General features: G+C 36.6%; 16 protein-coding genes. 11 read left to right on the forward strand and 5 right to left on the reverse strand.

All coding sequences use genetic code 11. The features are described from left to right. Nucleotides 1-164: 164 nt before the first annotated feature. The 6 genes from J2S13_RS08380 (at nucleotide 165) to J2S13_RS08405 (ending at nucleotide 6,093) form a co-directional block, all read left to right on the forward strand. Complete coding sequence (locus J2S13_RS08380) at nucleotides 165-1,025, forward strand: hypothetical protein (protein ID WP_307257283.1); 861 nt, start codon at nucleotides 165-167, stop codon at nucleotides 1,023-1,025. Between the two features lie 183 nt (nucleotides 1,026-1,208). Beyond that, a complete protein-coding gene (locus tag J2S13_RS08385; protein WP_307257284.1) occupies nucleotides 1,209-1,481 on the forward strand; it encodes a late competence development ComFB family protein in 273 nt (90 codons plus the stop codon). A gap of 73 nt (nucleotides 1,482-1,554) precedes the next feature. Then, nucleotides 1,555-2,304: a PP2C family protein-serine/threonine phosphatase gene (locus J2S13_RS08390; RefSeq protein ID WP_307257285.1), complete on the forward strand. Its 750-nt coding sequence runs from the start codon at nucleotides 1,555-1,557 to the stop codon at nucleotides 2,302-2,304. Between the two features lie 19 nt (nucleotides 2,305-2,323). Then, nucleotides 2,324-3,583 carry an SH3 domain-containing protein gene (locus J2S13_RS08395; protein ID WP_307257286.1) on the forward strand — a complete coding sequence of 420 codons (1,260 nt, stop codon included), beginning with the start codon at nucleotides 2,324-2,326 and terminating at the stop codon, nucleotides 3,581-3,583. 23 nt (nucleotides 3,584-3,606) lie between these two features. Then, nucleotides 3,607-5,319, forward strand: coding sequence for a serine/threonine-protein kinase (locus tag J2S13_RS08400; RefSeq protein ID WP_307257287.1), 1,713 nt, complete (start codon nucleotides 3,607-3,609; stop codon nucleotides 5,317-5,319). 273 nt (nucleotides 5,320-5,592) lie between these two features. Further along, entirely contained in the window at nucleotides 5,593-6,093 is a 501-nt protein-coding gene (locus J2S13_RS08405) for an FHA domain-containing protein (protein WP_307257288.1), read from the forward strand. 632 nt (nucleotides 6,094-6,725) lie between these two features. Here the strand turns inward: J2S13_RS08405 and J2S13_RS08410 are convergent. After that, the gene (locus tag J2S13_RS08410; RefSeq protein ID WP_307257289.1) at nucleotides 6,726-8,129 is read right to left on the reverse strand and encodes an alanine/glycine:cation symporter family protein; all 1,404 of its coding nucleotides are present in this window, start codon (nucleotides 8,127-8,129) and stop codon (nucleotides 6,726-6,728) included. Between the two features lie 589 nt (nucleotides 8,130-8,718). On the opposite strand from J2S13_RS08410, the gene serC reads away from it, so the two are divergent. Together serC and J2S13_RS08420 are read left to right on the forward strand one after the other, a co-directional pair. After that, a complete protein-coding gene (serC, locus tag J2S13_RS08415) occupies nucleotides 8,719-9,801 on the forward strand; it encodes a 3-phosphoserine/phosphohydroxythreonine transaminase (RefSeq protein WP_307257290.1) in 1,083 nt (360 codons plus the stop codon). An 18-nt stretch (nucleotides 9,802-9,819) separates the two neighbouring features. Further along, complete coding sequence (locus tag J2S13_RS08420) at nucleotides 9,820-10,995, forward strand: phosphoglycerate dehydrogenase (protein ID WP_307257291.1); 1,176 nt, start codon at nucleotides 9,820-9,822, stop codon at nucleotides 10,993-10,995. Between the two features lie 123 nt (nucleotides 10,996-11,118). Here J2S13_RS08420 and J2S13_RS08425 read toward each other — a convergent pair whose 3' ends face one another. Further along, entirely contained in the window at nucleotides 11,119-12,324 is a 1,206-nt protein-coding gene (locus tag J2S13_RS08425; RefSeq protein ID WP_307257292.1) for an efflux RND transporter periplasmic adaptor subunit, read from the reverse strand. A gap of 109 nt (nucleotides 12,325-12,433) precedes the next feature. Continuing rightward, nucleotides 12,434-13,096 (reverse strand): hypothetical protein, encoded by a 663-nt coding sequence (locus tag J2S13_RS08430; protein ID WP_307257293.1) that lies wholly within the window; start codon nucleotides 13,094-13,096, stop codon nucleotides 12,434-12,436. Nucleotides 13,097-13,588: 492 nt separating this feature from the next. On the opposite strand from J2S13_RS08430, the gene J2S13_RS08435 reads away from it, so the two are divergent. Then, nucleotides 13,589-14,443 carry a LysM peptidoglycan-binding and 3D domain-containing protein gene (locus J2S13_RS08435; RefSeq protein WP_307257294.1) on the forward strand — a complete coding sequence of 285 codons (855 nt, stop codon included), beginning with the start codon at nucleotides 13,589-13,591 and terminating at the stop codon, nucleotides 14,441-14,443. A 71-nt stretch (nucleotides 14,444-14,514) separates the two neighbouring features. Here the strand turns inward: J2S13_RS08435 and J2S13_RS08440 are convergent, their stop codons facing one another. Then, the gene (locus J2S13_RS08440; protein ID WP_307257295.1) at nucleotides 14,515-16,800 is read right to left on the reverse strand and encodes a S8 family peptidase; all 2,286 of its coding nucleotides are present in this window, start codon (nucleotides 16,798-16,800) and stop codon (nucleotides 14,515-14,517) included. A gap of 224 nt (nucleotides 16,801-17,024) precedes the next feature. Continuing rightward, on the reverse strand, nucleotides 17,025-18,650 hold the full coding sequence (locus tag J2S13_RS08445) for an S-layer homology domain-containing protein (RefSeq protein ID WP_307257296.1): 1,626 nt from the start codon (nucleotides 18,648-18,650) through the stop codon (nucleotides 17,025-17,027). A 292-nt stretch (nucleotides 18,651-18,942) separates the two neighbouring features. On the opposite strand from J2S13_RS08445, the gene J2S13_RS08450 reads away from it, so the two are divergent. Together J2S13_RS08450 and J2S13_RS08455 are read left to right on the forward strand one after the other, a co-directional pair. Beyond that, on the forward strand, nucleotides 18,943-20,367 hold the full coding sequence (locus J2S13_RS08450) for an N-acetylmuramoyl-L-alanine amidase (RefSeq protein WP_307257297.1): 1,425 nt from the start codon (nucleotides 18,943-18,945) through the stop codon (nucleotides 20,365-20,367). Between the two features lie 454 nt (nucleotides 20,368-20,821). Continuing rightward, complete coding sequence (locus J2S13_RS08455) at nucleotides 20,822-21,970, forward strand: polysaccharide pyruvyl transferase family protein (protein WP_307257298.1); 1,149 nt, start codon at nucleotides 20,822-20,824, stop codon at nucleotides 21,968-21,970. The last annotated feature ends 1 nt before the right edge of the window (nucleotide 21,971 follow it).

A 21,971-nucleotide genomic window follows, 5' to 3' on the forward strand; every position in this document is an offset into this window, starting at 1 on the left:
TTCCCCAGAAAAGTGAAGGAATTAGAATTTAGTGTGAAAAGAAATATGAGAAGTGTCAATTTTACTCAAAACCAACTATAATCAATATTATCAAGTGAAACTTCTTTCTGAGGGGTTTTTCCTGTTTGTCTGGATGGAATAAAATGGGATTAGAGGTGAGTTAAATGAAAAAAGTTATTTTTTTACTAATGATTGCGACTGTTTTTTTTATTGTGGGATGTACCTCAAAAGAATACAAGTTAAATATGGATCTTGCTTTAGAGGCATTAGAAGATAAACGTTATGAAGATGCCCTTTCCTCTTTTGATAAAGCGATTCAAGAAAAAGAAACAAAAGAAGTGAAGCAATCGATTAAGGCAACAGAACGTATGGCCAAAAGCATTAGTCTATATAAAAAAGGTGAGTTTGAGGAAGCCGTTTCCAAATCACAATTAATTCTCGATACAAAATCAGAAGCGGCTGCACTCAAAACACTCAAGCCTCAAGCGAAATCCTTAATTGCAAAAGCGAAAAAATCTGAAAAGGAATTACAAAAACTAAAGGAAGATCTAGAATCTGGTAAAAAGTTACTAAGAAATGGCCAGCATGAGGAAGCTTATGAACTATTAAAAAAAGTGGCGAAAAATAAAGTGAAACATGGTAAAGGTAAAAAGATGGTTGAAGCAGCGAATCAACTCCTTATGGATGAGATTGAATATGAAAACCAGAAGGAATCTATTGTTCCTGTGGAGAAAAAAGAAGAAATCGTGCAAAAACAACCTGAGAAACCGAAAGACCCTGTCACTTCAGTTCAAGAGAAGCCCATCACTCAAAAGGATGCAGAAAATCTAGTAAGAAAACATCTTAATTTATTAGATTCAGAAATTAAAGTCCGATTTGATCATATGAATGAAAAAGGCGACTATATCATCCATGTCTATGAATATGTAATAGATGATCCAGCCACCCAACAAGGCCATACGGCTACATGGGGATGGTATGGTGTTAACCCGAAGACAAAAGAAATTTACGATGCTTTTAAATGAATCATATTTAATATAGTCCGAATTCAGTCCTTAATAACTTGATAAATGGGCACAGTTAGATTGGTTTAATGTGTGTGCTGTCTTATATTGGAAATAGAGGTTCCTTTATCTCAAATTAAAGATTATAATGGGAGGTAAGGTCTAAATACCTAGTGCTTATTGCCTGTTGTTAGGAGTGATGGAATGCCCACTATAAATGTAATGGAAGAAATCGTACAAAATATTATGAAAGAGAACTTGGAGACGATGGAATTGACTTGTACATGTGAAAGATGCAAGGCGGATATCATTGCCCTTTCTCTTAATCATTTGCCACCGCGGTATATTGTCAATGCTAGTAATAGGCCATACATAAGAGCCCAATTTATGCCGAACGTTCAAGAGGGAATTAATATATTAAGAGTGGTTCTTCAAGCAGCTGAGATCGTAAAGAAAAATAAGAGATGTGGAAATTAGCGGTTTAAGAAATGCCAGGTCCTCTTTTTTTGAAAGGAACCTGGCTCTTATTATTCAGAGGGGGTGAGATGGTTTGTATCAGATCTATGGGGTTACAGATGTAGGAGTTGTTCGGACCAATAATGAGGATGGGTTTGTTGTGAATGATCGGGTGATTGTAGATGGTGAATTTCAAACGGAATTAGCTTCTTCGTTTATAATAGCAGTAGCGGATGGTTTGGGAGGGGAAAAAGCTGGAGAGGTAGCTTCCTCTATCGTCCTTGAGCAATGTGCACATCAATCCCCTATGAATAGCGAAGAAGAAGTAAGGGAGTTCATTGAGGAAAAGATTCAACAACAGCTTTTCCACCATATAAAGGGACATCCAGAGACAACAGGGATGGGATCGACGATTGCAGGGATCAACTGCCTAAATGACGAGATGATGATTTTTCATGTTGGTGATAGCAGAGTATATCGATACAGAGATGACTGGTTGAAACCTTTAACGAAAGATCATAGTCTTGTTGAGTTACTGTATGATTCTGGTCAAATCAAACAATCGGAAAAATTCTATCACTCAGAGCGAAACATATTGTTAAGATCTCTTGGGCAACCCGCAGTCGAAATTGAATGCAAACGATTGCCTTATCCCTCAAAAAGAAAAGACATATTTCTACTTTGCAGTGATGGACTTACGAATTATGTAAAAGATGATGAAATAGAACAGTATTTTCAAAGAAAGTCCAATATAAAGGATACTGCCCGATCGTTATTAGAGATAGCAAAGGAACGAGGAGGGGCAGATAATATCACGATTGTATTAATTGAAAGGATAGAATGAAGGGAGGGGGATGATAGGATTGCAAAATGAAACAAAGGAATTTTTAACACTTTTATCCCAATTGACGGAAGATGATCCGCGAGTCGTCGATCTTTATCGGCAGAGAATAGTAGAATCTAGTCTGTTTCAGGCGGTGAATAGATATGATGACGAGTTACTATTTATCTCCCCGAGAGCTATTCAATTAAAAGAACGACTGCAACAGTTACATTTTGAACATACGACGATTACAGAATTAAATAAAGTGAATGACGAGATGAATGAACTTTATGAGCAATTAGAGAGTTTATGCACATATTCTGAAGAACAAATAAGACAGGGCCTTTATAACATCGATGTCATCCATCGCCAGTTATTAGACAAATTAAAAACGGAAGACAAGGATCTGTATACGAAGATTCAACTGTTATTGGAGTCGAAAGAGAATCCTCCTGCAGACAGCTTTCGTCAATATTTACGGAAAAACCGGAATGAAAAGATACGAAATGAATATTTCCGTATTCGGTCTTCTAAGATGCAGATAGAAGATGACAGAAGGGCGCTCATGTTCAAGGGATTGGGGACTGCTATTGGGGCGTTCTTTGGCTTATTGCTCTCGAATTTATTCATTGGGTTGGAAATGCCCATCTTTGTTTTAATTGTTATTTTATTCTTCCTACGCAGTATATGGCGGGTTGATTGGTTAAAGAACATATCATTATTATTATTAACTTCTTTATTAGGCATGTTTATTGGATTGACGATCTATCAACTGATCCATCTAGGTGAATGGAGAGACTATTCCAGTTTGCAGACACTTTATATGAATGGCTTAGGTGTGATCATTGGTGGGTTTACGGGATATATGATCGTGAGTAAAAGAATATTCTTATCCTCAAAAGAGAAGAGTATTCCATTGCCGTCCATTCTGCAAATTGCGGACAGACGTTTCCAAATACTTGCGATTGTCTGTACAGTATATGGTTTTTTATGGATTAGTGCGGTTCATGGAAATATGACCATATTTGAACACATTGACAATAAAGTAGCGAATCTCTTTCATCTTAATGGAAGTCATTTATCGAAAGGGAAAGTGGAGGTAACGGCTTATCATGCTAATTTGCGGACCGAGCCTGTTGTTCAACCATCCACGTTATACTCTTCTGCGGAAAAAGGGACAGTGCTAGAATTTGTAGAAACAAAGAGTGTTGACGGTACAACTTGGTATAAAGTGAAAGTAGATAGTGGAAACACATTCGCCTGGATTAGTGGAAAAACCGTTCAGCTACTCACACAATAATGGAAAAGGATGGAGGTGATCTAGTGAACGAACGGATGAAAACAATGAAAATGCCGATAAATAATGAACTAGAAACATTTAGAATGAAGGCGGAAAATCCGACAGAGAGGCTAAAGTATGAGGACACATCCACAGCTGCTATGCCTAGCGGGTCTACGACAGAAAGAATATTAGAAGATGATCCTAACCCCACATTGAAAATGGAGGATGGAATTCAGGCAACTCAATTGTTGGAAACAAATAGGGAATCAAACGGATATATCCAAGTAGGGGATCAAATTAATCAAACCTATCATCTAGTAAAAAATTTAACATATAATACAGGCGAGGCGACATTATTTATATGTGAACGAGCGGGGACTTCCTTCGTTGCGAAAGTGTATCATGAACACTTTATGCCGAAAGATGAAGTAAGTGAGCGGATTCGTTCGATTAATTCCCCTTATGTGATTCCCATTGTCGACAAAGGGATAGATGAGCAGTCCAATCGCTATTATGAAATATTGCCATATTACCGAAACGGTGATTTGGCGAAACAAGAACGTTTTACTATTAAGCAAATTGTAGATATGATCATCCCTTCAATGAACGAAGGATTGAAGGCCATCCATGATCAAGGGGTGGTTCATCGTGATATCAAGCCCAATAATGTTTTTTTAAGTGATGATCGTTCCTATGTAATTTTGGGTGATTTTGGTATTAGTTCAACGCTTGATAGGGGAAGTGTTATTTTTACAGGAAATGCGAATCGGACAAATGGTTATGCTGCACCTGAGGTATATAACAGATTAATCAGTAAGGAAAATGATTATTACTCCTTTGGAATTACTTTGCTAGAGCTTGCATTAGGAGTGCATCCTTTTAAAGGACTCAGTGAGGAACAAATTATGAAAGTGACATTAATGGATCCAATCACCATCCCGGTTTCCATCCCGAATTCATTCGCCCAATTGATCAAAGGATTAACGAGGAAAGATCGAAATGTCCGCTGGGGTTATGAAGAAGTGAAAAGATGGCTAAACGGGGAGAATGTGACTGTTCTCGAAGATCCCTCTATTAGAACGATTCGCCCTTATCAATTTTTGGGTAAGGAAATTGATCAATTGGATGAATTAGCACTTGCTTTCGCTAAAAATTGGCATGAGGCAAAAAAACATTTATATAGAGGATTAGTCAGTGATTTTGTCAAACAATTTGGGCAAGACTATCAATTAAAGGTGATGGAATGTGAAGAAATCCTGAATCAAGACATGGGTCTTTTTCAATTAATCACTGAGCTGTATCCAGATGGTCCCCTTTGTTGGAAAGGAGAAATTTTCGAAAACTTAGAATTACTAGGGGAGGCCATCCATCATTGTATTCCCAATATTCATCCAACAATTGCTGAAATGCTCGAACACGGGATTATATTAGCTTATACTAAAAATTTAAAAGAGGATCATCATCAGCTCATAGTGGAAATTGAAAGAATGACAGAGTTATCGAAATCTAATATTTCCTCTGCTTATTTTCAATTATTTTTCACCTTATCAAATCGCAATGAATTTATAATTGAAGGGGAAATTCTACAGAGTCTTGATGATTTAATTCAATTTTTACAACATCATGAAAGTGAGATCGACCGGCTTTCGAAAGAATTACTGAAGAGCCACTACTTTTTCGCTTGGCTTAAACATTTAGGAAATGAAAAACAATTAAAACAATGGGGGACGGGGCCGATAGAAAGAATGTACTAGTGTAATCAACCGACAAACATCTGGCCAATTGCCTATTTTCCAAGCCAAAATAATGCGTTACAAGGATAAAAAATTTGAAAAAAGAAGGATATGAGTATTTCCCGTAGGTATATGCACATTTCCCAAGCACATATGCGTTATAATTTGGGGTATATGAATATTTCCTGGAATATATGCCTATTTCCTAAGTGAATATGAACCAAAACTCGTTATTTATGCGTTACAACTTTCTCGCACTTTTACATAATAAAAATAAAGTGGAGGTTAGGAAAAATGAATGAGGTAAGGGTATGCGATCTTTGTCATCATCATAATGAATCACATTCTTTAATATGTGAAAACTGTGGGGAGGATATTTCATTTATTCCCTCCACCATTATTCGGAAGGAACGATTTGTCCAAAATAATGAAAATCCTGAAGTGAGTGAGCTACTGCAAGGGGAGGATGAACCCTCAACTACGCAAAAAACTGCTCGATTAATAGAAGCAAAATTAATTAATGTATTAAGCGGATATACCGTTATATTGCCACCTGAAGGGGGAGTGCTTGGTCGGTCTGGAACAATTGATCCTCGTCATTTTCAAAAGAATCGCTTTGTTAGTAATCAACATGCTCGCTTTAGTCTATCGGGGGATGAATTTATCGTTCAAGATTTAAATAGTACAAATGGGACGAAATTAAATGGTGTAAGACTCTCCCCTGACCGGGAATATCCTCTTCAAGAAGGGGACAAGTTAACTTTTGCTAATATGGAATTCTTATTTGAAAAATAGGAAAGGCTGCTTTGAATGAAGCCGAACTCTATCATCATGGAGTGAGGAATGACTGTTTTATGAGGTAGCCTCTCAAGCCTAAATTTTAGTTTTATTTTTGATCGAATTTATCATAATTTTATTCCCTCACTAAATCCCTTTGTCATATATTTATTATCATTTATCCACAGATTCAAATTGCGATTCTATTCAATAAAACAAGACATTTAAAATAAATCAACTCCCGAAATTCCTCAAAATCCTATTTTGAGTAAGCGCGACTTAAAAAACGCAAAAAAGTAAGGTGGATGAACACACCTTACTTTTTTCCGCATTTGATCGTCTAGCTCCAGCGCCTATCGTCTAGCGAATATCTCCGTTTTCTCCCTACGATAAGTCAACATCAGCTCGCAAAATCGCCTCGCAGTGTTTCCTTTATCTCAGTCGAAAACTGCGATATTCGTACGCCAGACCTGCGGCGCTTTTGCTTTTGTGATCGTCTAGCTCCAGCGCCTATCGTCTAGCAGATTTCTCCGTCTTTTCCCTACGATAAGTCAACATCAGCTCGGAAAACCGCCTCGCTGTGTTTCCTTTATCTCAGTCAAAGACTACGAAATCCGTACGCCGATAATCAAGTCGCTTTCGCTTTTGTGTTAACTTGCTTTTTTTATTTGTTCGATTTTTTCTTTTTGGTTAAAAAAGCTGTTTGTTTCTTTTACGATGACTTTGGAAAGTAATAATATACCGATTAAGTTGGGAATCATCATTAATGCGTTTGCCATATCAGCAAATGCCCAAACTGTTGTGAGGCTTGCTATAGCTCCAATACCTGTTGCAGCTACATAAATGAGGCGGTATACACCAATATATTTCAAACCTGCAAGATATTCGAAACATTTTTCTCCGTAGACATACCAACCAACAATGGTTGAAAATCCAAAGAAAATAACGGAAAGTGAGACAATCCATTCACCCATGCTGCCAAGTTCAGCAGAGAAAGCAGCAGTCGTTAAGGCTCCTCCCTCGACGGTAGGGTCATGAGAAACTCCCGAAATCAATCCTCCAGTTGGGTCCCAAAATCCTGTCATAAGAAGAACAAGACCTGTCATTGTACAAACGATAATCGTGACGATAAATGTACCTGTCATCGCAACTAACGCTTGTTTAACAGGGTGATCTGCCCGGGCATTTCCAGCAATAAGAGCAGCTGTACCTAGACCAGCTTCGTTTGAAAAAATTCCTTTTGATACTCCATTGCGGATGGCTTCAGACACGACAACGCCAGTAAATCCGCCAACAGCAGAAATTGGGTGAAAAGCATAGTGGAAAATGAGGCCAAACGCCGGGATGATTTGATCGTAGTTGAGTCCAATAATTAATAAGGCGCCACCAATGTATAGAAAAGCCATGACAGGAACGAATATCCCTGCAACTGTACTAATCCGTTGAATCCCACCAAAGATGATTAAGGATGTTAACACAACCAGAATAATTGCTGTCACAGTTCCGTTAATATGGAAACTTTTACTGACCACATCTGAAATGGTATTTGACTGGACGCTATTCCCAATCCCTAAAGCAGCGAAAGCCCCGAATAAAGCAAAGCCGACCGCCAACCATTTCCATTTTTGGCCTAGACCTCTTTCAATATAATACATGGGTCCGCCAGAATACTCGCCATTTGCATTTTTTACTCGATATTTCATCGCGAGCAATGCTTCTGCATATTTGGTTGCCATTCCAAGAAGTCCGACTACCCACATCCAGAAAATGGCCCCTGGACCACCAAGAGTGATGGCGGTTGCAACTCCAGCAATATTTCCGTTCCCGATTGTGGCAGCTAATGCAGTCATTAAGGCTTTGAAATTACTAACATCACCTTCCGCATTGGCATCTTCTTCTTTTTCTTTTGTAAAACCAAGCTTGAATGCATAGGCAAGTTTATGAAATTGTAAACCTTTTAATAAGATGGTTAGAAATAATCCAGTTCCGACAAGTAAAATTAAACTAGGGGTTCCCCAGAGTACATTATTAATCTTTTGTAAAATTTCTAACATAAAACTCCTCCTGTATTTTTCTGAAAGCGTTTTCATGAAGGGATAGCTAAGATGTGGCAATACTTATGTAATAGGGATTTTAAAAGGGAGCACGAAACAAATAAAAAGCTTTTACTATTTCATTATAGTGAAATGTAACAGAATTGTCACGAAATTTGGTAAAAAGCAAATATTCCCTGAAAGAATAAAAGATGTACTAAGTCAGTGTTCATAAGGATGATAAGGAGTTATAAAAAAATAAAAAAATGACGTGAAGAAAGAAATATCTGAATAGTCAAAAATATTATTTTACCAAGAAAATATTTTGCTCAATTTTATCTGTATAAGATGTTTGAAAGAAAACCTAATAGGATTTTCACAAATAAATGAAATCCCTAAAATGCCAGCAAGGTGTAGAATGATTGTCGGGATATGTCGATAAATGGTCAAAATTGAAAACGTTTCCGTTCATAAATATTGCGTTAATTTGATAAAGAACCGAGCCTAACCCCCTTGATAAGTTGGAGAAAATCCATTATAATTCATAAATATTATTAAAATATAAATTTTCAGATTTAAAAAAATAAAATGTAAAGAGGGAAGTCGAATTATGGAGAGAGTTTATAATTTTTCAGCTGGTCCTTCTATGTTACCACTGCCTGTTTTAGAGAAAGCTCAAAAGGAGTTTGTAAATTATGCGCAGTCTGGTATGTCTGTAATGGAGTTAAGTCATCGATCAGCCCTATTTACGGATATTATTGTAGAAGCAGAAACACTTTTACGTGAATTAATGAGCATACCAGAAAATTACAAAGTTTTATTTGTTCAAGGTGGGGCTTCTACGCAGTTTTCGATGATTCCGATGAATTTACTCGTAAACAGTAAAAAAGCAGACTATGTTCATACAGGATCTTGGTCAAAAAAAGCGATGGCCGAAGCGAAAAAAATAGGGGATATCCGAATTGTGGCTTCCTCTGAGGATAAAAATTTCAGTTATATTCCGACTTTACAATCAGACATGTTTGACCCGGAAGCAGACTATGTTCATATCACCACGAATAATACGATTGAAGGAACCAAGTTCTCTAGTATTCCAGATACAGGAAGAGTTCCTCTCGTGGCAGATATGTCTTCTAATATCTTATCTGAACAGATTGATGTTTCTCAATTTGGCTTGATTTATGCTGGCGCGCAAAAAAATATCGGTCCAGCAGGATTAACAGTTGTCATTATTCGGGAAGACCTCATTGGAAAAGCAGATGCCAACTGCCCGACTATGTTAAATTACAAAACCCATAGTGACAAACAATCGTTGTATAATACACCGCCTACATATGGTATTTATATAGCGAAGCTTGTATTTGAATGGTTGAAGGAACTCGGTGGAATTGCAGCAATGGAGAAAATTAATCGTGAAAAGGCAAAAATTTTATACGACTTTCTCGACGAATCTAAATTATTCTCCTCTCCAATAGAAAAGAACAGTCGTTCCTTAATGAACATTCCTTTTGTGGCTCCAACGGAAGAATTGAATGCGAAGTTTATTAAAGAAGCGAAAGCAGTTGGATTAGAAACATTAAAAGGACATCGTTCAGTTGGAGGAATGCGAGCAAGTATTTATAATGCGATGCCTACAGAGGGTGTTAAAGCACTCGTAAACTTTATGAAAGAGTTCGAAAAGAACAATCTCTAGAAGGGGAGTTTATAGCAAATGTATGCAATTAAACCGTTAAATAATATCGCAAAATGCGGATTAGATGTATTTAATAAAGACTTATATGAAGTCAATGACCAAAGTGAAAATCCAGATGGAATTATTTTACGAAGCTTCAATATGCATGACATGGAATTTCCTGAAAACTTAAAGGGAATTGCTCGTGCAGGTGCAGGGGTAAATAATATTCCTGTTCAATCTTGTTCTGAAAAAGGAATTGTTGTATTTAACACACCTGGTGCGAATGCCAACGCCGTTAAAGAACTTGTATTAGCTACTATCTTAGCTTCTTCTCGTAACTTAATTGATGGAGTTAGCTGGGTAAAAACTCTTGAAGGTGAAGGAGAAAAAGTTCCTAAGCTTGTAGAAGCAGGTAAGAAGGAATTTGTAGGTAGAGAAATTGCTGGAAAAACTTTAGGTGTAATTGGATTGGGTGCTGTTGGTGCATTGGTAGCAAATAGTGCACTTGCACTTGATATGGAAGTGATGGGATTTGACCCATTCATTTCTGTTGATACGGCTTGGAATTTATCCCGCAATGTTCAACGTGCCATGACAATTGAACAAATTTTCTCTTCATGTGACTTTATTACAGTTCACGTTCCATTAACAGAGCAAACGAGAGGAATGTTTAATAAAGAAGCTTTCAGTTTAATGAAAAACAATGTGAAAATTTTGAACTTCTCTCGTGGTGAACTTGCGAATGAGGAAGATTTAAAAGCAGCGATTGAAAGTGGTATTGTTGGAAAATACATTACTGATTTCCCTAATGAAAATGTAATCAACATGAAAAACGTAATTGCCATTCCTCATCTTGGAGCTTCAACGAAGGAATCAGAGGAAAATTGTGCGATTATGGCAGCAAGACAACTTAAAAACTACATTGAAACAGGAAATATTAAAAACTCTGTTAACTTTGCTAATGTAGAACTTCCATATGTCGGTAAACGCAGAATTACAATTGCCCATCATAATGTTCCAAATATGGTTGGACAAATTACAGCTATTCTTGCACATTATCATCTAAACATTGCGGATATGTTAAACCGCAGTAAAGGTGAATTTGCTTATACATTAATCGATATCGATAATGAAGTGGAGGATGCAATTGTCCCTGAATTAAAAGAGAAAATCAAGACGGTTTCAGGTGTAGTAAGAGTCAGAGTAATCTAATATAAAGAGAAAAGCGATCAGCTTTTAATAAGCTGGTCGCTTTTTTGATTTGGAAATTAACAGTTTCCATATTAAATCTTAACTTAAAGTGGGGATGGCTCCCCACTGATCATCAATTTCACTTTAAAGGAAACCCATTAGTAAATATTTAGCGATTTCTTTTTTTCGCATTTCTTTTATGGTCTTTTTATCAAGCAGGGATAGATCTATAGGTGTGATAAACGTTGTATTCTTTAAACGGATATCTGTGGGATTTAATATAAATGTATCCCCTTTTTTTACCCCTTTTTTAATTTCTTGAAGACCATCTACTAAGAGGCCTGTTTTGATTTCCCGTTTTTCAATTTTTCCAGCCTTATTCAATAATAAAAGGTAAGATTTTTTTCCTTCATGAAAAATACTCGTATGAGGAATGGCCAATGCATTCAATGCCTCATCTGTAATTATTTTAACCTTTGCCTTTGTTCCTGGTGTTATTTCTTCCTCTAAATCCTCTATCTGCGATAATTGGATAGAAAATGGATAGAGGCTTTTTCTTTTAACTGCAGGCTCTTTTTCTGGATATGTTTCCACATGTTGAATCGAACCATCTAGAATTTCCTTGACTGAAGGAAGTTTTACCTCGGCTTTCATCCCTTCAGACACTTTTTTCAATTGTTTCCCTGTGAAGCTACCCTGTACAGCGGGGGTAGCGGATCGAATTGTTAAGATCGGATTCTCTAATTGTTGGTTGATCTCTTTCACATACCCTTCATACATACTTGTAACCTTTAGATTATTTTTCTTTGTATCTAAATCAGCAAGTAAACGATCATATCTTTTTAACTCTTCGTCTAATTTCTTTTTTTCTAATTCTTGATTCAAAATTTCATTGTCCAATGTAACGGTTGTTGAATCCTCTGTCTCGTTTTCCTTTTTCTTTTTCGATGAATAGCGCAAATCCTCTACTTTTCTGATATGGGCTTCAATCAGTTGAATTTCATTTTGAATCTTAGTCTTTTCAGTTTCCAATTCTGTTCTTTTTTCATCTATTTCAGAAGAGGAATACTCAAATAATGGAGATGATGGAAAGACCTTTTCTCCTTTACTCACTAGAAATTTTTGAAAGGAGCCCATATGACGATCGAAATAAATAGGGTATTCTTCAGCAGGTGTAATCACACCAGCTGTTGAAAATGTTTCAATCACATCATCGACTTCGACTTGATCCCATTGATTTAGCCATTGGGATCTGTGTACTTTACTGTCTTCTTTAAAAATTAAATAAAGATTTCCGACTACAAAAGCAACACTTAGAGAAATCGTTAAGATCATTCTCCAGTTTTTCAATGTCCACACCTCTTATCTGGGAAAAAGGAGTGACCTAGACAAAAATCTTGTTCTGTCTAGGTGTACACCCCCTTTATTAATGTGATTTCCTTTTTTTAACTGCCTAAACTTAGAAGAGCTGTTCTATTCGTATGGATGAAAATAATGCACCGAATACCCAAAGGATAATTGAAACGCCGATGATCATGAGCATTATATAAGAAGGCTTTCGGTCTGAAGCTCTTTTTAAAAACTGATATTGTAAATATATCGCCCATAATTGGAAGATGGAAATAGAGCCGAAAAACCGTAGAGCCAATTGATGATCCATTATATATTGTGCGGCAACACCAAGACCAAATGGGGAAGCGCTTCGGTCGATTCCATACAAAACACCTAAAAGAATTAATAGTATATTTTCAATTAAATAGATTGTAAATACAAATAATTGCATAATAAGAAGTTTAAGAAAGTCCACTTCTAATAATGACCAATAAAAAAGAGGAACTACGAATAAAACAAGGAATGAGATGGCAACACCACTAAGTCCATTTCCAAATGCAAAAAGAGCCTTTTGCCATTCGAATAAATTTCCATTTGTGATCGAAAGTTGCTTTGAGACTGTCTCTGTGTTGATACCGAAAAAACCACTAAGTAAAGCGATGATTATACTAAGTCCAAATAGCAGGGCGACTCGTGGCCATAATCCTTTAGCCGCTTCAGCTCTTTCTAATTGGTCAAAAGTATCATGCGGATGAAGTAAACCTTTTAATAGTTGAACCCGGAACATCATCGAAATCCTCCAATATTAGAATGAAATGACATCAACTTCTATTATATACGACTAAAGGGAGGGCTACCATATGAAAGCAATCGAACCTTGGCGAATTATAGGAATAAGTCAATGTGAAACTACTAATTTTTGTAGAAAAAGCGAGAAGGATGGAGAAGAACAGGAATAAATATTAAGGTAAAGGGAAAAAGAAGATCTAACTGAATGGGATTTGGCTGAGGTTGAGGAAAGTGGCTGTAATTCATTATATAATGATGTAGCAAAAAAAGGAATATCCATTCGATATCTTTTTATAACAGATAGTGTAGCTATAATTTTATTAAAAGGTAATATACAACACGAATATTACATTTCACTATTAAAATAGTAATATATAAACATTTGGCGCAATCTTTCTGTAAAACAGGCTGTTTTTCGTAACGGCAACTTAAAATGGGTTTGTCTAAAAACATGATACAATAACTTCTGTTAGGATAAAAGGAGGTTTTGTTCGTGAAAAAATCTATAATTGCTCTTGCAGCCACGACAATACTATCAACAGGCTACATAGGCAGTGCTTCAGCACAATCTTATAAGGTCGAGCGCGGAGACAACTTATGGAATATTGCACGAGAACATCATACTACGGTAGAACAATTGAAGGATTGGAATGGCATAGCGTCTGATATCATTTATCCAAATCAAGTGTTAACAGTTTCAGCTGAACCGATTTATTACCAAATTCAAAAAGGGGATACTTTAAGTAAAATCGCCCGTATGCACGGAGTTTCTGTTCAAAACTTAAAAGCGATGAATCAATTAACATCTGATTTGATATACGCTGGCAATCGACTAATAGTAGCGGGTGGATCGGTAAATCAAACAGTAACTGAACCTGCTCCACAAATAAATGAATCAAATAAGGTGAAGGAACCAGTGAACAATCCATCTTCACAGGCTTCTGAATCAGCTCATACAGAGCAACCAGCGCAACCAGCAGTGGAAGCAGTTGAAGAAACACCTACACCAGTTCCAGCACAACCTGCCCCACAGCAGGAAGCGTCTGCCAATACAAATGGGAATGAATTTACGGTAACAGCGACAGCCTATACCGCTGAATGTGATGGTTGTTCTGGAACTACTGCAACAGGAATTAATTTAAAATCAAACCCAAATGCAAAAATAATTGCTGTTGATCCAAATGTAATTCCGCTCGGTTCCAAAGTGTATGTTGAAGGATATGGCGAAGCGATTGCAGGTGACACAGGTGGAGCCATTAAAGGAAATAAGATTGATATCTTTGTCCCAAGTGAAGACCAAGCAAGGAATTGGGGCGTTCGTACTGTTAAAGTAAAAGTATTACAATAATGAGAAAAGGGAATCGATTGTCGATTCCCTTTTGCTAATGGATAAAAATTTTCTATAATGTAATCGTTAAATTACAATAATCTTTTATGCATGGTTCTTACAAGAAATGAAGCTAATTGTGCACGTGTAAGTCTATGATTAGGTTTGAAATATTCCTGCTTTGTAATGATGCCCATTGACGTTAAGACTTGAACAGCGTGGTAAATTTCATCGGTTTCTTTAACGTCCTTAAACAAATGTGGTTTTGCTATCTCACTTGTTTGCCTTAAATGAAGTGAACGAGCAAGCATTAAAGCCATTTGCCCCCTTGTTAAGTGTTGATTTGGTAAAAACTCCCCTGTTGGATAACCTCTTATCACTCCTTGTTCAGCTGCAGATAAGATCGAGAAATTTGCGATATTAAGTTCACCTGAAACATCTGAAAAAGGAGGTTTTAACGTTTCCAATTGATTCCATTTAAATAGACGGTTAAGCATCATTGTTGTATGTTTTCTAGTAACCGGATCGTCTGGTCGAAAAAATTTGCTATCATAACCGTTGATTAATCCTTCTTGATAGGCTTCGTTGATTTCCTGATAAGCCCAATATGAGTGGGGAACATCGCGAAATTCATCCTTACTTGGGTTAGATTGCTTAGCCTGTAAATAATTAATTTCCTCCACTTTTTCTCCATCTGTCAAAATCGTAATGAACCTATTGTTTGGATGTTGCAAGTTTATTGGAACTTGGACTGTATTTAATAATTGGTTAATTTTTTGTTCGTTTATTTTATTTTCGTTTAAAAAAATATGAGCCGTCATTCCTTTTGTTGTAGGTGAGAAGGCGATGAGTTGATTGGCCTTTGTAAGCGTTTGTCCTTCCTTTAATTCTAACCATTCCATCTTACTAGGGGCAAACTGATTTTTATCTAGAATACTTTGGTAATTGATACTGCCGTTACCACTATTAATATCATATCCTTTTTCCATAACATCGTCCGTGCTCTTCATTAATTGTGTTCTTAGTTGCACAATGTCCATGGTAGGATGCTCCACTTTTAAAAGGGATGCTGCTGTTGATACGAACGGAGTGGCCATGGATGTACCCGTAAGCGGTTCATATGTATTATGTAAAAAAGTACTTACGATATTTTCCCCAGGAGCACTTATATCTACTTCCCAACCATAGTTTGATGTTGGCACCTTTGTTTTTTTCGGAGTTAAACCCGAAACGGTTATTACATATGGAAAGGCTGCTGGATAAATAGTGTTTGTTAAGGTGGACCAATTTCCAGCTGCTACTATTACAGGAATTTGATGTTCAAAAGCTTTCTTTACAGATTCCTCCAGCATCATTGTTTTCCCTTTTCCGGCTATACTGATATTTAAAACATCCACGTTCATTTCAATTGCGTCTTGAATTGCTTTACTAATTTCGTAATCTCCGCCAAGACCATATTTGTTTAAAACTTTTAATGGAATAATATCAACAGGGGCTCCAGCTAACGTTCCTGATATACCTGTTTGATTATTTGAACAGGCACCCATAATCCCCGTAACATGTGTACCATGCCCGTATTCGTCGGTCGGTGTAGAGAATCCATCTTTATAATCCTTTCCAAGACTTGTAAGAATATTGTCGCAGAAGTCTTGATGAGGGGCTATTCCTGAATCAATCACACCAATTCGAATATGATGAACTCCCGTTACTTTTTGGATTTTAGGTGTTGTTTTCCATTGTTTTTGTAAATGGATGTTGATGATGAGTGTATCAAGTTGCTTGCCTCTAGGTAGCAAAACATCAAGCTTTTCACTAGTTCCACTGTTCTTACTGATTAGATTCTTATTTTCGTCTAATACAGACAAGGTCCAATTCCCTTCTTGATGATCCAATAGGATAGATAATCTATTGATCATTTCGCCGTCAAGGCTTATTTTAAAAGTGTTAGATTCAAATGGTTGACTAGAATAAGGAAAATGCTCATTTTCAGTTGAAAATGACTTCCCTATTAATAAATTTTTACTAGTTGTCGAGTATTTCTCTATTACACTTTGAAATTTAATCGCTTCTAATCCCCATTGCCTGGTTACTAGTGGATCATTCACTAGCGGTCGATTGACTGAGGTTTTTACATAATTTGGATCGAAATTCTCGATTGTTTTTGATGATTTCCATTGTTCAACTTGATTCCTCGTTGCTGACACTTTCACAATATTGTCAACCCGATCTATACTATAATTCGGATATTTATGTTGAAATTCGTATGCCTTTTGTTCTGAAGTAAAATACATAATCCATTCCTTTTCCTCTTGGGCAAAAGTAATAGAAGAAAAGGAAAAGAACATCATGAAAAGCAAGAAGAATAATTTTTTTATCATTTGGCTAATGTCCTTTCGATATTTTTAGTATTTTTCATATTTTATCATTTTAAAGGGAGGAATTGAGGCTTTATTTATCACAATTATTGTAAACCTATTAAAAAATGATTTTCTGAATTGAAATGAGCCCCTCGCATCAACGATTTACCGAAAAAAGACATTGAAACAGTAAAATTGTCGAAAAAAAAACACTTCTCAAACTTAGAAGAGAAGTGTTCAAACTATTATTTATAAGATGGTACATCGTAATATTGGGTATACCGGTCGATTAAGTCATATAGTTTTTTAATATTATTGACTTGTTTTACAGCCCAACCGATATCTGTTGCATATTGATGTGTACCGGGGTTTTCTGGGTTCCATCTCATTTTATACAATGTGTTTTGTTTGTAAGTATCATGATTAATATAGCTATTTGCTATGTACTGTGCTCCTCCAATGATGGCGGCTTCAGGTGTGAACCAACCATTTTTATAAGCTGTTTCTGATCCACATTGTTCGGGACAACGGTCATAAGCCCCTATTCCGTACATATTATAAACTATTTTCGGCTCGACGCTTTTACCATCGATAGAGGACACTAACATACCTTTCGATAATGATGAATTTCCATTTCCGGTTTCTAGTAAGGAATGGGAAATAAGATAGATTTCATTAATTTTATATTTCCTACTTGCATCAATAAATGCTTGACCTTTACCACTAAGGATCCCCTTATTAACTAGAATCTTGTTATTTAAATCTTCAAGTGAAATGCCAGCACTTTTCGATAATAAAAGGAATTGAAAGTATTCACTGCTATTTTTGGCGAAATTAGTAGGATTTATAAAGCGCGTTAAATCGTCCATTTTTGCGTTTCTCCACGTTCCATATTTAATTTCTAGCCAGTCACCTGTCCGTCCAATAACAGAGACTCTTGCGTTTGTATTTAATTTTCCAATGATCCAATAAGTTTCGCCAGCCCCTTCGCGAACATTTAAGCCATTGGTTGTGACGATTCCTGTTGTTGGAAAGGTGGTACCTGCGAGTTTCACAAAGTTTTTATGAACAAATGATTTCCCATTTCGATACAAATCTGTTTGTGGGCTTTTTGTCATTTGGATATTAATTATTTCGTTTAACGATATTGGGTATATTGTCGTATGATACACATCCCCAACAGGTCCTGGTTCTGGTTTTGGTTCTGGCACTGGAACAGGTGCTGGTTTTACTTTAAATGAATCACTTAAAGCTCTTGCGAGAAATGCAGAAAATTGGGCTCTCGTAATATTATTTCTTGGCAAAAAGCGATTGTTACTACCTGTTGTTATGCCAGAATAATATAGGGAAGAAATATGTTGGTAAGCCCAGTAATCTTTAGGTATATCGCTGAAAGGCATCGGTTTATCAGATGATGCTTCGAGGTTTAAATTAAAAGCAATCGCAACAACTTTACTCATCTGGTCCCTAGTTAATAGGCCATTTGGATTGAATGTATCCTTAGTAGATTTTGGTCTATCGAAGTACCCTTCATGAATGGCTCGTTCAATCCACCCGGAAGCATAATGATCAGTAGGGACGTCTGGGAAGGAAGCATTTGAAACATGTAATTCTGTTTTCCCTCTTGCGATCGATAGCATTTTTGCCGCCTGTGCCCTTGTCACATTTGCTTCTGGTTTGAAATAGGCCTTACTTCCATCTGGATATCCATTAATAATGTTTCTTGTTTGTAAAAATTCAATTTCATCTTTTGCCCAATGGTCGTCATTTACATCTGTAAATACTGTTGCTGCATGTCCTTGTATACTTGAGGATGAGTAGCAAAATATGAAGATGAGAGACAATAAAAGAGACTTAGCAAACCTTGGCAAACCACCCACTCCCTTCTATTAAATTTACAATATTAGTCTACCAAATATATAAATGGTAATCTAGATAATATTTAGTATCATTGTGCTAATTTATCGTCATTTTTACTGGAATTTAAAGTGCAATAGGTGATTTTTAATGGGTAATTATTGAAAAAATTTGAAAGGATTAGGAGGATAATACATTAATATTACAAAATTGTTATAATTTCATTACATAATGAGAAATGTGGAGAAAAAACCATTATTTTGATAGACTGGTAAGGGATATTTTGTAGAAAGGAGTACTTGATGAATGTCGAAAGGGCTTAAATATTGTGCTATTTTGCTTATTTCTATCGTAATCGTGTCGGTTCCCCATATGAAAGCCAATGCTGCAACGGTTTTTTCGGATTTAGGAAATACTGAATGGGCAGCGGATGAAATCCAATATATATACAACAAAGGGATTATCAAAGGGTATTCAATTGATGGGAAACAGGTTTTTAAACCTAATAATAAAGTAACAAGAGCCCAAGCAGCGAAGATGATTTCTATTGCTATGGGAAAAGGTGAATTGAAACCCGATAAACCGACATTTTCAGATGTTTCAGAAAAACATTGGGCCTTTGGATGGATTGAAAGAACGATCAACGAAGGATATTTTAACGGATATGAGGACAAAGGGACTTTTAACCCTGATGGTGAACTAACAAGAGCGCAAATGACTAAAATTATTTCTAAGGCTTTTAATATCAATGTCGAGGCAGCCGCGGGTAAACCCTTAGCCTTTACGGATATTAAAGAGAACTGGGCTTCCCATTATATTAACACCCTTTATTATGCTGGGATTGCAACTGGGGATAATGGCCAATTCCGTCCGTTAGAAAACATCAACAGAGCACAATTTTCAGTGTTTTTAGCAAGAGCAATTAATGACGAGTTTAAAGAGACACCAAAGCCTGTTACTCCAAAACCATCTAAATACATTGCAAACGCAATGGCAACCGTTTCTTCTTTAAATGTCCGCTCAGCTGCGAATTCTACATCGCCTGTTATCGGATCTTTAAAACGAGGTGAAACAGTAGGTGTTTACGGAATTACCGGCTATTGGGCAAAAGTAAATTATAAAGGAAAGACAGGTTATGTTCATAAAACTTATTTAAAACTGAAGAATATTAACGCTAATCCTTTGCAAGGTCGAATTATCACCATTGATGCAGGACATGGTGGAAGAGACTCTGGAACGACAAAAGGTTCAACATACGAAAAGAATATTACGTTAGATGTTGCCAAAAGAGTGGACCAACGATTAAAACGTGATGGCGCAAAAATAATTATGACGAGAGAATCAGATACATATCCAACATTGTCTGATCGTGTAAGAATCTCCACTAATAATTATGCTGAGCTATTTGTTAGTATCCATGTGAACTCAGCTGGTGCTACTTCAGCGAACGGGTCTGAAACCTTCTATAATTCGACAAATGGAAATAGTGTGGAAAGTAAAGAAGTTGCTAGAGAGATTCAAAAACAACTTGTTTCATTAGTAGGCATGTATGATCGCGGCGTAAAAGATGGAGATTTCCACGTCATTAGAGAACAGAACACTCCAGCCGTTCTTGTAGAATTAGGCTTCATTACAAACTCTAAAGATTATGCTAAGTTAACATCATCTAAATACTTAGATTTATATGCTGAAGCAATTTACCGCGGAATTAAGAATTACTATTCCAAATAAAAAATGCTAAGAGGCTGTCTCAAGAGAAAAGTGTCAGGCACCTTCATTACCTTATATAGTGATTTTTTACAATGTATGGCTATATATGTGTATAAAGAAGGAATCAAACACCAATGGGACATCCTCTTTCTTTATATCTAAAAAAATTGTTATAATAATCTTATGTCTTGAAAAAGGATGTCTAGCTGCAGCTCCTTGCTGCTCGAGGTCAAAAGCCAATCCCTTTCAGAAGGCCAAAACCGCCTTCTAACAGGTCTTGTCTTTTGCTTGTCGCAGCAAAACAGTCGCCTCCGCTTTTCATGTCTAGCTGCAGCTCCTTGCTGCTCGAGGTCATCTGTTCATCCTTTCTGTGGCAAAGTACACCACGCCAAGGCTGATCAGATGCTTGTCGCAGCAAAACAGTCGCCTCCGCTTTTCTTTGAAACAATACATTAATTTAGATAAAGGTGTAGAAATGAAAATAGGAATTGTTGGTAATTATGGACACGATAATAATGGTGATGAGGCCATTTTAGAAGGGATTCTTCACCAATTAACAAATATCATGAACATCCCACGAACAGACCTTTTAATTTTCAGTAATAATCCGGAAAATACAAGAAGGCGCTATCATATTGATTCTTATTATTTAATGAAGAAAAAAGGCTCGATATTGAAAACGATCATCGCTACATTTAAGCAACATTCCAAGGTGATTCAAAATCTAGATGTCTTGATCATCGGTGGTGGTGGAATCTTGATGGATATGTATAAAAGAGACGCTCCACTATATAGTTTCATTGCTTTTCTTGGTAAAATGAATCGGTGCAAAATCATCGTATATGGTGTTGGTGCTGGTCCAATCGAAACGCATCTAGGACAGTTTTTAATCAAACAGATGGTGCATTCTGCAAAACTGGTCACCGTTCGGGATATAAAGTCTAAGCAATTGCTTGAATCGAAAGGGATAAAGAAACCGATCCATCTTATAGCAGACCCCGCCTTTACGCTTAAATATGACGGTCAAAAACCATTAATGGATCGGCCAATGAAAATAGGTGTAACAGCTGTTCCTTATTTTAGTGATGATTATTGGCCCGTGAGTGATTCTAATATTTACCATCACTATGTAGATGGCATGGCCAGAAATTTGGATAAATTAGTGGAACAAATGAATATGCAAATATATTTTTATTCCACAAAATATCCGCAAGATGTTAAAGTAACAAAAGAAATATTAAATCGTATGAAACAAACAGAAAACGTTCATATAAATGAACAAAACCTACATCCAAAGGAATTGATTCAGCTGTCGGGAGAGATGGATGCAATTATTGGGACACGCCTTCACTCACTTATCTTATCAGTGGCAGCTGGCACGCCAATCATCGGGGTAAATTACCATCCAAAGGTGAAAGCTTTTATGGAGAAAATAGAGCTAACCGGTTTATTAGTGGAGATGGAGGATCTATCTGACTCCAATAAACTTTATTCGCTCATTCAAAAACAAGTAGATGTTGGGTGGAAAACAACACAGTTGAACTTTTTTGACCTATCCGAAAAATTAAGGGAGGAAACGTTAAAAGGGGTTGACCTAATGAAAACGGTTATTGAACGGGAGTAGT

Origin of the sequence: Oikeobacillus pervagus (assembly GCF_030813365.1) — a bacterium.
Lineage (GTDB): Bacteria > Bacillota > Bacilli > Bacillales > DSM-23947 > Oikeobacillus > Oikeobacillus pervagus.

Coding starts and splice junctions, on each gene's coding strand:
- J2S13_RS08380 (WP_307257283.1), top strand. CDS start 165: ATGAAAAAAGTTATTTTTTTACTAATGATTGCGACTGTTTTTTTTATT.
- J2S13_RS08385 (WP_307257284.1), top strand. CDS start 1,209: ATGCCCACTATAAATGTAATGGAAGAAATCGTACAAAATATTATGAAA.
- J2S13_RS08405 (WP_307257288.1), top strand. CDS start 5,593: ATGAATGAGGTAAGGGTATGCGATCTTTGTCATCATCATAATGAATCA.
- J2S13_RS08410 (WP_307257289.1), bottom strand. CDS start 8,129: ATGTTAGAAATTTTACAAAAGATTAATAATGTACTCTGGGGAACCCCT.
- serC (WP_307257290.1), top strand. CDS start 8,719: ATGGAGAGAGTTTATAATTTTTCAGCTGGTCCTTCTATGTTACCACTG.
- J2S13_RS08420 (WP_307257291.1), top strand. CDS start 9,820: ATGTATGCAATTAAACCGTTAAATAATATCGCAAAATGCGGATTAGAT.
- J2S13_RS08430 (WP_307257293.1), bottom strand. CDS start 13,096: ATGATGTTCCGGGTTCAACTATTAAAAGGTTTACTTCATCCGCATGAT.
- J2S13_RS08440 (WP_307257295.1), bottom strand. CDS start 16,800: ATGATAAAAAAATTATTCTTCTTGCTTTTCATGATGTTCTTTTCCTTT.
- J2S13_RS08450 (WP_307257297.1), top strand. CDS start 18,943: ATGTCGAAAGGGCTTAAATATTGTGCTATTTTGCTTATTTCTATCGTA.
- J2S13_RS08455 (WP_307257298.1), top strand. CDS start 20,822: ATGAAAATAGGAATTGTTGGTAATTATGGACACGATAATAATGGTGAT.